The 10304-nt window shown below is 69.5% G+C and carries 11 protein-coding genes; 5 read left to right on the top strand and 6 right to left on the bottom strand.

Annotated features, from left to right (window positions below):
• Nucleotides 1-30: 30 nt before the first annotated feature.
• The 3 genes from ACYP33_RS15370 to ACYP33_RS15360 all read right to left on the bottom strand — a co-directional run bounded on the left by ACYP33_RS15370 (nucleotide 31) and on the right by ACYP33_RS15360 (nucleotide 2811).
• Complete coding sequence (locus ACYP33_RS15370) at nucleotides 31-288, bottom strand: BTH_I0359 family protein (protein WP_206127732.1); 258 nt, start codon at nucleotides 286-288, stop codon at nucleotides 31-33.
• A 240-nt stretch (nucleotides 289-528) separates the two neighbouring features.
• Nucleotides 529-1794 (bottom strand): DUF3108 domain-containing protein, encoded by a 1266-nt coding sequence (locus tag ACYP33_RS15365; protein WP_459622703.1) that lies wholly within the window; start codon nucleotides 1792-1794, stop codon nucleotides 529-531.
• 186 nt (nucleotides 1795-1980) lie between these two features.
• Entirely contained in the window at nucleotides 1981-2811 is an 831-nt protein-coding gene (locus ACYP33_RS15360) for an IclR family transcriptional regulator (RefSeq protein WP_414450908.1), read from the bottom strand.
• 153 nt (nucleotides 2812-2964) lie between these two features.
• Between ACYP33_RS15360 and ACYP33_RS15355 the strand changes: the two genes are divergently transcribed.
• The 5 genes from ACYP33_RS15355 (at nucleotide 2965) to rfaE2 (ending at nucleotide 8080) form a co-directional block, all read left to right on the top strand.
• Nucleotides 2965-3957 (top strand): fumarylacetoacetate hydrolase family protein, encoded by a 993-nt coding sequence (locus ACYP33_RS15355; protein WP_459622702.1) that lies wholly within the window; start codon nucleotides 2965-2967, stop codon nucleotides 3955-3957.
• A gap of 137 nt (nucleotides 3958-4094) precedes the next feature.
• Entirely contained in the window at nucleotides 4095-4919 is an 825-nt protein-coding gene (locus ACYP33_RS15350) for a PhaM family polyhydroxyalkanoate granule multifunctional regulatory protein (protein WP_459622701.1), read from the top strand.
• A 30-nt stretch (nucleotides 4920-4949) separates the two neighbouring features.
• Nucleotides 4950-6233: a patatin-like phospholipase family protein gene (locus ACYP33_RS15345; protein ID WP_459622700.1), complete on the top strand. Its 1284-nt coding sequence runs from the start codon at nucleotides 4950-4952 to the stop codon at nucleotides 6231-6233.
• A 400-nt stretch (nucleotides 6234-6633) separates the two neighbouring features.
• Complete coding sequence (locus ACYP33_RS15340) at nucleotides 6634-7503, top strand: ferritin family protein (RefSeq protein WP_414445667.1); 870 nt, start codon at nucleotides 6634-6636, stop codon at nucleotides 7501-7503.
• A gap of 91 nt (nucleotides 7504-7594) precedes the next feature.
• Nucleotides 7595-8080, top strand: coding sequence for a D-glycero-beta-D-manno-heptose 1-phosphate adenylyltransferase (rfaE2, locus tag ACYP33_RS15335; protein ID WP_459622699.1), 486 nt, complete (start codon nucleotides 7595-7597; stop codon nucleotides 8078-8080).
• A 19-nt stretch (nucleotides 8081-8099) separates the two neighbouring features.
• On the opposite strand, the gene ACYP33_RS15330 is transcribed toward rfaE2, so the two are convergent.
• The 3 genes from ACYP33_RS15330 to ACYP33_RS15320 form a co-directional block, all read right to left on the bottom strand.
• Nucleotides 8100-8462: a hypothetical protein gene (locus tag ACYP33_RS15330; protein WP_459622698.1), complete on the bottom strand. Its 363-nt coding sequence runs from the start codon at nucleotides 8460-8462 to the stop codon at nucleotides 8100-8102.
• 167 nt (nucleotides 8463-8629) lie between these two features.
• On the bottom strand, nucleotides 8630-9481 hold the full coding sequence (locus ACYP33_RS15325) for a type III pantothenate kinase (protein WP_459622697.1): 852 nt from the start codon (nucleotides 9479-9481) through the stop codon (nucleotides 8630-8632).
• Nucleotides 9478-10304 (bottom strand): biotin--[acetyl-CoA-carboxylase] ligase (locus tag ACYP33_RS15320; RefSeq protein WP_459622696.1); only part of this gene is annotated, 827 nt, incomplete at its 5' end. The genes ACYP33_RS15320 and ACYP33_RS15325, both read right to left, overlap by 4 nt.

Below are 10304 nucleotides of genomic sequence, written 5' to 3'. Positions count from 1 at the left end.
CGCGCGCCGCCTTGGCGGCGCGCGAACCGGCTAGTGCAGCACCACCGGCTGGGTCATCAGGCTGTCGAACTGGCCGAGGAATTCATCGACTTCGTCGAGCGAGGGCTCGTCCTCGATCAGTTGCCGGACATGGTCGCGGAAACGTGCCGCCAGTTCGCCTTCGATAAAGATCTCGCGCTGCGCATTCTTGTCCACAATCTCGTAGCCGCCCGAATTCATGGCGTGGTGACCGAGCTGCGGAGGAAATTCGACTACGCAGTAGTTGGGGCTGTTGTAGATCATTTGCATGGCGGCACTCCTCTTCGCTGTGGCTTTCAGGCCGAATGCTCCAAAGATGGGGCGGGCCTGGCCGGTTTCAAGGGGTTGGCGCTGCACGCCCGCGTGTGGCTTTGGGCGCAATCGGTTAGAGACCGATTTCGATGAAACGTTTCCGATTCTCCTCTCGTCTGCGAGTCACGTTGCAAAACATTGTCAACAGTGTGTCGCAAGTTTACCGGGAAGCAAAAAAACTTGTGGGGTCGGTCGAAATTACCGGGATGGGGAGGCGGGCGTGGAGGCCGGTGCGGCGGCGGGCGGGGCTTCGGTGGCGGAGGTCATCGATGCCGGCGACGCAGCCGAGGCGACTGGCGAGTCGGATGCGGCCGACGCCGGTTCCGGGGCCGAAGCCGGTTCGGCATCCGCCGCCGCCGATTCGTCATACCCGAGCCCGATCGTCGGCGCGCCGCGCCCCTGCCACAGCAGTTCGATCTCGGTGCCGTTCGGCTCGGTCTGCACGAGCCGCACCGGCAGCCAGTCGAGCGACGGCGCGAGCCAGATGTCGATGCGACGCGTATCGCCCGCGCGCCGCGGCAGGCGGCGGAAGTGGCGCGTTTCGAGCGACGTGGTGGCGGTGCGGATGGTTTCGTCGCCGATCGTCACGATGGGCCAGGTTTCGCCGCTGTTGTTGTCGATCACGAAGAATTCGCGCGCGACGCCCGGCTTGTAGACATCCGGCGCGCCGTGCACGAGGCCGGACAACTGCATCAGCAGGCTGAAGCGGTCCTGTGTGCCGTCGGCGAGCTTGAGCGAATCGGGCGTGCGCGTGAACACGATCTGCCTGGTCTGACGATTGAAGATCGCGATGTCGGCCGGGCGGCGGCCGCGCTGCTCGGTGTAGCGGTCGGGCGCGACGCCGAACGCGTCGAAGCGGCCGAGGCTCTCGTACACGTAGGGGCCGACGAACGGCACGGGGATCTCGATGCGCTGACGGTAGCGGCTGCCGTCGTTGACCCAGTGGATCGTCGCGGTGCCGTTCAGGTTGCCGTTGAAGTACGCGCCGTAGCGCAGGTCGCCCGATGGTGGCGGCACGAACTTCGCGCCCGGCGCAGCAGTGGGCGCGGCTACGGCGGCGCTGGCGGCACTGGCGGCCGAGGCGCCGGTGCCCGAGCCGCTCGCGGCGGTGCCCGGTGCGGCAGGCGTGGCAGACGCAGTGGTGATGGGCGAGGGCTGCGCGGTGGTCAATACCGGCGCGTCGTCGTGCGCCGGCGCGGGTGCGGGCTTTGCCGCCTTGGCCGGCGCGGGTCGGGCTGCCGGTTGCGGCGCCGGCTTGGGCGCCCGCTCGATCGGCTGGGGTTTCAGCAATTCGACTTCGACGGGCGTGTCGTCGCGCGCGTCGGGGTTGGCGGGCGCGCGATAGCCGGCGAACCACAGGCCCGCCAGCGCGTGCAGCACCACCACCAGCGCGAGCGTCAGCACGATGCGCAGCGTGTGGCGCGGCTTCGGGCGTGACGAGTCGGACGGGAACGGAGCGGGCATCGATCGGGAACGGGTTGGTTGCGGAAGGGATGAATGGGATGAACGGCGGTACGGCAGCGAGCGCGGGAGCAAGCGGCGTGCCTCGCAGGCTCCGGCCGGGCGGGCCTGTGTGCCAGCCGATCGGACAGCGCATCGCGACGATCGTTCGCCGACCCGCCCGTGCAGGTGATTCAGCGCAAGCCGGGCTCAAGCCTCGCGCGGCGTCGCGCTGTAACCGATTTCGTACGACAGCTTCTGCGCGCATTCGCGCAACGCGAGATCGATCTCGCCGCCCCACGCCACATCGAATCCGCCGTCGTGACCCAGCGCGATCAGGCCGAGCGACAACTCGCCGAGCGAATCGAACACCGGCATGCAGAACGCGTGGATGGTGGGCAGCAGCACGCCCTGCACGCGCGCGGCCTGATGGGTGCGCACGTCGGCCAGCAGCGCCTCGACCTCGGCCATCGTGCGCGGGCCCTCGCGATGCGCGGCGCGGCGCGCGTCGGCCAGTTCGCGCTCCATCATCGCGCCGGTCTTGCCGCGCGGCAGGTAGGCGGCGAACAGCAGGCCGGTGGCCGAGCCGAGCAACGGCATGACGTCGCCGAGCTTCAGCGACGCCTTGGCCGGGTGGCTCGATTCCATCCAGTGCACCACGGTCGGCCCCTGGTTGCCCCACACGGCGATGCCGACCGTCAGGTCGCGTTCGTCGCGCAATGCGGCGAGCGCCACGCGCGCGAGCTTCACGCCGTCGACGCGCGCAAGCCGCGCCAACCCCAACTGCAACGCGAAACCGCCGAGTTCGTAGCGCCCCGAGACGGGGTCCTGCGCGACCACGCCGAGCCGCTGGAAGCTGACCAGATAGCGATGCGCCTTGGCCGGGCTCATCTGCGCGCGCTGCGCGAGGTCGCGCAGCATCATCGCGCGCGGCTCCTGCGTCAGCACGTCGAGCAGCCGGAAGCCGACCTCGATCGACTGGATGCCGGAGCGGACTTTTTCCTCGGCGGGGTCGTCGGTCAGGTCGTCGTGGTCGGACATGGGCAGCGTGCAGGGCGAAAAGATGGAGAAGGGGGAGAATGCGGGGCAGGCACGGCACGGCACGCCCGGCGGGCTGGCCGCGCGGGCTTCGCCGCACAGATTCACCATCGTAAAATAGATTCCCTCCATCGTCACTACACGGTATCCAGCACCATGAAACTCGCTTCGCTGAAGGACGGCACGCGCGACGGCCAATTGATCGTGGTGTCCCGCGACCTGCAAACGGCCGCGATCGCCGACACGATCGTGCCGACGCTGCAGCGCGCGCTCGACGACTGGGCGTTCCACGCGGCGCAGCTTCGCGAACTGTACGACGCGCTCAACCACGGCCGCGCCCGTCGCGCGTTCGCGTTCGAGCCCGCCGACTGCATGGCGCCGCTGCCGCGCGCCTACCAGTGGGCCGACGGCTCGGCCTACCTCAATCACGTCGAGCTGGTGCGCCGCGCGCGCGGCGCCGAGATGCCGCCCGAATTCCACACCGATCCGCTGATGTACCAGGGCGGCAGCGACGATTTCCTCGGCGCGCACGACGACATTGTTTGCGCGTCGGAGGAATGGGGCATCGATTTCGAGGCCGAGGTCGCGGTGGTGACGGGCGACGTGCCGATGGGCACGCGAGCCGACGAAGCGCTCAAGAGCGTGCGGCTCGTGATGCTCGTCAACGATGTCTCGCTGCGCAACCTGATTCCGGCCGAGCTCTCGAAGGGCTTCGGCTTCTTCCAGAGCAAGCCGTCGACGGCGTTCTCGCCGGTGGCGGTCACGCCCGACGAACTCGGCGAGCACTGGCGCGAAGGCCGCGTCGATCGGCCTCTGCTGGTGAGCTGGAACGGCAAGCGCGTCGGCCAGCCCGAGGCCGGCGTGGACATGGCGTTTCACTTTGGGCAACTGATCGCGCACGCGGCGAAGACACGCAACCTGCGCGCGGGCGCGATCGTCGGCTCGGGCACCGTCTCGAACCGCGATGCGAAGCGCGGCTATTGCTGCATCGCCGAGAAACGTTGCCTGGAGACCATCGAGCACGGCGCGCCGCAAACCGACTTCATGCGCTACGGCGACCGCGTGCGCATCGAGATGCTCGACGAGGCGGGCAAGTCGATCTTCGGCGCGATCGAACAGGCCGTGTCGCCGCTCGACGAGCGGGCCTGAGGGCCGCCGCGCCCGCCAGCGGGTGCGTAAACCCCGGCCCGCGCGGCCGCTCACGCTGCATCCATGCGCGCTATGATCGAAACTTGCGCGCGCGTGCGCCGCTGGTTTTCATCGAACCCGTCACGAAGGATGGTTGCATGACCGATACGCCCGGCTCCAATCCGTTTTCCGGTTTCGCAGGTTTCAACCCGTCCGAGATGCTCGACCGGATGTGGGACATGATGCGGATGTCGCCGTTCGGCGCGGCCACGCCGCCCGCCATGCCGCCGTCGCTGTCGGCGATGTCGGACATGATGTCGCCGCTGTCGAGCGTCGAGGAACTCGACAAGCGCATTACCGATTTGCGCGCCGTCGAACAGTGGCTGAAGCTCAACCTCGGCATGCTGCAATCGGCGATCCAGGCGCTCGAGGTGCAGCGCGCGACGCTGGCCACGCTGCGTGCGTTCGGTGCGCTCGCGCAGGAATCGATGGCGGCGGCCGAGGCGGCCGTCGCGAAGGATGCGCCCGAGCCGCCGCCGGCCGCGCGGCCGTGGGGTGCGCCGCCGCCGAAACCGGCGGCCGAAGCCGAACCGGCTGCTCAGGCCGATTCGGCCGATTCGGCCGCCGAAGGCGCGACGCCGGGGGCGGTGCCCGGTGCGGAGGCCTTCGATCCGTCCAACTGGTGGAACCTGCTGCAATCCCAATTCAATCAGATCGCCAGTTTCGCGGCGTCCCAGCCGGGTGCCGCCGCGGCGCCGTTCTCGCCCGCCGCTTTCACTGCCGCCGCCGGCCACGCTGCCGCGCCTGCCGGTCCGGCCAAGGCGGCGGGGCCGGCCAAGGCGGCGCCCGCCTCGCCCGCGCGCAAGCCCGTCACGCGCCGCGCCGCGCCGGCCAAGCCGCGTGCGGCCGCCGCAGCGTCGAGCGCGGCCCCCGACGACGCACCGCCGCCCGCGTCGAAACCCGCTCGCAAACGGAGCGTCTGATGCGCTCCGCGCTGATCGACTGAGGCGCCGATGCGGCTCGCGCTCGTGCTGATGGGAGGCGGCGCGCGTGCCGCTTATCAGGCCGGCGTGCTCGCCGCGCTGGCCGAGATCGCGCGCGAGGCCGAACCGGCGCGCCGCGACTTGCCGTTCTCGATCGTCTGCGGCTCGTCGGCCGGCGCGATCAACGCCGCCGCCGTCGCCAGCCACGCCGACGATTTCCCGCACGGCGCGGCCCGCCTGCTCGCGTTCTGGGAGCACCTGCGCGCCGAGATGATCTACCGCACCGACTGGCTCGGCGTGGCCGGCGCCGGGGCGCGCTGGCTGGCCGCGATGAGCATCGGCTGGGCCGCGCACCAGTCGCCGCGCGGCTTGCTCGACAACGCGCCGCTCGCGCATCTGCTGCAGCGCGAACTGAACGTCCACCGGATCAACCAGATGCTCGGCACGCGCCGGCTGCATGCGCTGTCGGTCACGGCGCTCAGTTATACGAGCGGCCGGCATCTGACGTTCTACGCGGGCAGCGAGCCGATCCATGCATGGCGGCGCGCGCAGCGTACGGCGCGGATGGTCGATCTGTCGGCCGCGCATCTGCTCGCTTCGTCGGCGATCCCGTTCGTGTTTCCGGCGGTGCCGCTCGTGATCGATGGCCGCGTCGAGTATTTCGGCGATGGCTCGATCCGCCAGATCGCGCCGCTGTCGCCGGCGATCCATTTCGGCGCCGACCGCATCGTGGTGGTGGGGGCGGCGGCCGCGCGGCCCGAGGTGCCGGTGGCGAACGGCGAGATCGCGCATACGCATGGCTATCCGTCGCTCGCGCAGATCGGCCAGCAGGTGCTGGCGAGCGTGTTTCTCGATTCGATCGGCACCGACATCGAGCGGATCGAGCACATCAACCGCGTGGTCGAGCACCTGCCGCGCCAGGTCGAGCCGGAAAGCGGCTGGCGGCATGTGGATGTGCTCGCGATCGCGCCATCCGAGCGCATCGAGTTGATCGCAGCCAAGCATCTACGGCGACTGCCCGCCACGGTGCGCGCGCTGCTCGGCGGCATCGGCGGCAATCGGCCGGCCGGCGCGTCGTTCGCCAGCTATCTCTTGTTCGAGGCCGAATTCACGCGCGAGCTGATCGCGCTCGGGCGCGCCGACGCGATGCGCCAGCGCGACACGCTGGCCGCGTGGATCGCCTCGGCCGGTGCGCAGAACGGCGGCGCGGCGCCCGGCATCGGCAGGTCGGCCGCCAGCCGCGCAGGGTCGCCTTTCGTCACACCAATCGGTTCGATATCCGAACGAAATCCCGGCCCGCGCGAGGGCCGATAGCGGCGTGTGCGGGGTGTCTTTTTAGCGACTCTTTGCCGCGCCCATGTCGCGGATCCGTCACAGGTGCGTGCTATCATCGCCGACGCCGAAATCATCCAGACGGGGGCTGGCGGCGCGATCCGTCCCTGACGCTTGCGCGCACGGTCCCGACAACGACAGCCGGCCTTGAGCCGGCCTTCTCTCAGGGTGCGTGCGAAGCTCGATGGGTTCGGGCGTCGCACGTATCGCCCCACAAGCGGTTGCGCTGCCGCAAATAAATGTGCCGATGCGCTTGCATCCGGCGCTCGGTTTAGCGCGTAAAATTACCGTTTCGTCAGGTGAGCGTCCGAATTGTGGTCGCTCGGCCCAACAGTCACGTTTTGAAGTCGCATTGCGCAACAGGGGTGGGACCATGAACACCATGCTTTATCCGGAACTCTACAAATCGCTCGAAGCCGTCCGCTGGGACATGGAGAAGGACATCCCTTGGGATCGGTTCGACGCGTCGCTGCTGACCGACGAGCAGGCCAAGACGATCAAGATGAACGCGATCACCGAATGGTCGGCATTGCCCGCCACGGAGATGTTCCTGCGCGACAACCATCACGACAGCGATTTCTCGGCCTTCATGAGCGTCTGGTTTTTCGAGGAGCAGAAGCATTCGCTGGTGCTGATGGAATACCTGCGCCGCTTCAAGCCGGAAATGATGCCGACCGAAGCCGAACTGCACGCGGTGCGCTTCGAGTTCGATCCGGCGCCGCCGCTCGAAACGCTGATGCTGCACTTCTGCGGCGAAATTCGTCTGAATCACTGGTATCGCCGTGCCGCCGAATGGCACACGGAGCCGGTCATCAAGCACATCTACGAAACGATCTCGCGCGATGAAGCGCGTCATGGCGGCGCCTATCTGCGCTACATGAAGAAGGCGATGGTGAACTGCGGCGACGTCGCGCGTTCGGCATTCGCGAAGATCGGCGTGCTGATGGCGTCGGCGCGTCGTACCGAAAAGCCGCTGCACCCGACCAACCTGCACGTGAATCAGGCGCTGTTCCCGCGCGACACGATCCAGTCGCGCCTGCCCGATCCGGAATGGCTCGAGCGCTGGCTCGACGAGCAGATCCGCTTCGACGGCGACTGGGAAAAGAAGGTGGTCGACCGTATCCTGCACAACCTGTCGATCCTGTTCGAGCGCACGTTCGCGACGGCGCAGGAATTGAACCGCTACCGCAAGGAAGTCACGGCTCGCCTGCAAACGCCAACGCCCGACGCCGGCGCGACGCAAGCCGCCTGACGCGGCGCCGTTCGCCGCCCGCCAAGGCTGCCAAGCCCGCCATTTCGCGCGGGCTTTTTTTATTCTTCCGCTGACCGGAGCCGAAATCCCGATGCCCGCCGCCTTCGAACGCAAATTAATCACCCGCGAGGCGCTTGCCGCGCTGCGCCCCACGCTGAACGCGCCCGTCGTGTTCACCAACGGCGTGTTCGACATCCTGCACCGCGGCCACGTCACCTATCTGGCCGATGCGAAGGCGCTCGGCGCGTGCCTGATCGTCGGCGTGAACAGCGATGCGTCGGTGCGCATGCTCGGCAAGGGTGACGATCGCCCGATCAACCGTCAGGAAGATCGCATGGCGTTGCTGGCCGCGCTCGAGTGCGTGGATTGGGTGGTGGGTTTCGAAGACAAGACGCCGATCGACCTGATCGCGGCGGTGCGGCCCGACATCCTCGTGAAGGGCGGCGACTACGACATGGATGCGCTGCCGGAATCGGCGCTCGTACGCGGCTGGGGCGGCACGGCGCAGGCGATTCCGTTCGAGTTCGAGCGCTCGACCACCTCGCTGCTGAAGAAGGTGCGCGCGCACCAGGCTTGAGTCCGGCGCGCGCAGCGCGTCAGGCGTGAGGGGCGGAGGCGGCGGACGGGGCGGACGTGGCTGGGGCAGCCGACGTGGCGGCGCTCGCGGCGGGCGCCGATGCGGCATCCGACGCGCCCGGCGCCGTCGCGGAAGCCGCTTCTGCAGACGATGCCCCGAGCAACATCGATTCGACCGACGGCGAGGCAATCGGCCCGCCCACGGCCGGCGCTTCGGCGGCCTGCACGGTAGCGGCGACGCGCAGCGCCTGCGGGTGCACCTGCTGCGTCAGATGAGACGGCTCGCGCGGCCCGGCCGCCGGTTGCGGACCGAACAGGCCTTGCTGCGCCGCCAGGGCGATCAGATTCGCCACCACCAAAATCGAGATAATCCAACGTAGCATCGCCCCAGCTCTCCTTCGACCGTCAGTCGTTCGTGTGCCCGGCCCAGTCCCGCGCCCGGCATGTTCCGCATGGCTCCGTGTTGCTCGATATTGCTTGGTATTGTCTGCTGCTAGTTGCTGTTGCTTGGGTCCTGCTTGCCCGGTGAATCGTCCGCGCGGTGGCCCGGTCAGGCCGTGCCGCGTTGTTGCGGCGTGGCGCAGGCTTCCGCAGCGATTCTCGCCAGCCCCGACAGTACCAGCGCATCGTGCCGTGTGTGCGGCACCGTCAGCGCCTGCGCGACGGCGTCGGCGGCGCCGCCCGACAGCAGCAGCCGCACCGGCTGCGCGCCATCGTTCGACAGGTCGCGCCAGGCGCGTTCGATCAGCCCGGCTTGCGCATACAGGCAGCCGGCCGACAGCGAATGCGCCGTGTCGACGGCGAACGGCAGGCGGCCCGGCGCACTGCCGAGTTCGCCGACGAGGCGCTGCGCCGTGTCGGTCGACAGCGTCGGCAACTGCGCGGTGTGCTGGCCGAGCGCGCGCATCATCAGCGCCCAGCCCGGCGCGATCAGGCCGCCGGTGAAATGGCCGTCGGCGTTCAGCGATTCGAGCGTGGTAGCGGTGCCGAACGTGGCGATCAGCAGCGCCTCGCCCGGATAGGCCGCGCGCGCGCCGATCAGGCCGCACCAGCGGTCGCTGCCCAGTTGCGACGGCGTGGCATAGCCGTTGGTCACGCCGCATTGCGCCTCGCGCGCCGCGACGCGCGTGCGCGGCAGGCCGGGCCAGCGCGCCTCGATCAGCGCGTCGATGCGCGCGCCGAGCGCCGCGCCGGCCACGTTCGAGACCCACGCGCCGCGCGGTGCGGGATGCCCGGGCCAGGCGGGAATCGCCGCCGAATCGACCGGCGTGGCCTCCGAGGTTGTGTCGGCTTCGCTCGCATGGTCGAACGCCGCCGTCGCGACGATCCCGCCGCCCGCGTCGGCGAGCGCCCATTTGATCCGGCTGTTGCCCGCGTCGACGAGCAGCGCCAGTTCGCTCATGGCGCGACCTCGCCACCGATGCCGCCATGGCCCACGGCGCCCACCTCACCCGATTCGCGCAGCGAAATGTCGCCGGCCGCGATCGCGCGTTCGCCGTCGGGCGTGTCGAGCAGCAACTGGCCGGTTTCGTCGATGCCGGTGGCGATGCCGCGCGCCACTTCCCGGCCCTGTTCGAGCAGCACCACCTCGCGGCCCGCATGCGCGTGCAGCGCGGCCCAGCGTTGCCGGAACGGCGCGAGGCCGGCCGCCGAGAAATGTTCGAGCGCGGTTGCGAGCGGGTCGAGCACGGCGGCTAGCGTATCGGTGAGGTTCGCCGACGGGCAGGCGGCCGACAGCGCGGCGGGCGGCAACGCGCCGGCCAGCGCCGCGTCGCGCGCGCGCAGCGCATCGACTTCGGCGGCCACGGCTTCGGCGCCGCGCACGTTGATGCCGAAGCCGATCACGATGGCGGTGGCGTCGGCGGTGTTCCAGACGGTTTCGACGAGAATCCCGCCGAGCTTGCCGAGCGGCGTGTCGCCGTCGGTCAGCAGCAGGTCGTTCGGCCATTTGAGGCGCACGCGCTGGCCGCGCAGCGGCAGCGTGCCGAGGCCCTCGGCGAGCGCGACGCCCACCGCGAGGCTCAGGCCGGCCAGCGCATCGACCGGGCGTGGCAGCACGCAGCCGACCGAGCACAGCAGCGCGTTGCCGGGCAACGCGAACCACGGGCGGCCCTGGCGGCCGCGGCCGGCGGTCTGTTCGTAGGCCACGCGCACGATCGGCCTGGGCAGCGCGGCGCGCGTGCGCGGCAGCGTCTTGAGGTGCGCGGCGAGGTCGGCGTTGGTCG

Source organism: Burkholderia sp. 3C (assembly GCF_054589155.1).
Note: the sequence above shows the minus strand (reverse complement) of the source record. Positions and strands in the feature narration are given on the sequence as shown.

Coding starts and splice junctions, on each gene's coding strand:
- ACYP33_RS15360 (WP_414450908.1), bottom strand. CDS start 2,811: ATGTCCGACCACGACGACCTGACCGACGACCCCGCCGAGGAAAAAGTC.
- rfaE2 (WP_459622699.1), top strand. CDS start 7,595: ATGCCCGCCGCCTTCGAACGCAAATTAATCACCCGCGAGGCGCTTGCC.
- ACYP33_RS15350 (WP_459622701.1), top strand. CDS start 4,095: ATGACCGATACGCCCGGCTCCAATCCGTTTTCCGGTTTCGCAGGTTTC.
- ACYP33_RS15345 (WP_459622700.1), top strand. CDS start 4,950: ATGCGGCTCGCGCTCGTGCTGATGGGAGGCGGCGCGCGTGCCGCTTAT.
- ACYP33_RS15330 (WP_459622698.1), bottom strand. CDS start 8,462: ATGCTACGTTGGATTATCTCGATTTTGGTGGTGGCGAATCTGATCGCC.
- ACYP33_RS15365 (WP_459622703.1), bottom strand. CDS start 1,794: ATGCCCGCTCCGTTCCCGTCCGACTCGTCACGCCCGAAGCCGCGCCAC.
- ACYP33_RS15325 (WP_459622697.1), bottom strand. CDS start 9,481: ATGAGCGAACTGGCGCTGCTCGTCGACGCGGGCAACAGCCGGATCAAA.
- ACYP33_RS15340 (WP_414445667.1), top strand. CDS start 6,634: ATGCTTTATCCGGAACTCTACAAATCGCTCGAAGCCGTCCGCTGGGAC.
- ACYP33_RS15370 (WP_206127732.1), bottom strand. CDS start 288: ATGCAAATGATCTACAACAGCCCCAACTACTGCGTAGTCGAATTTCCT.
- ACYP33_RS15355 (WP_459622702.1), top strand. CDS start 2,965: ATGAAACTCGCTTCGCTGAAGGACGGCACGCGCGACGGCCAATTGATC.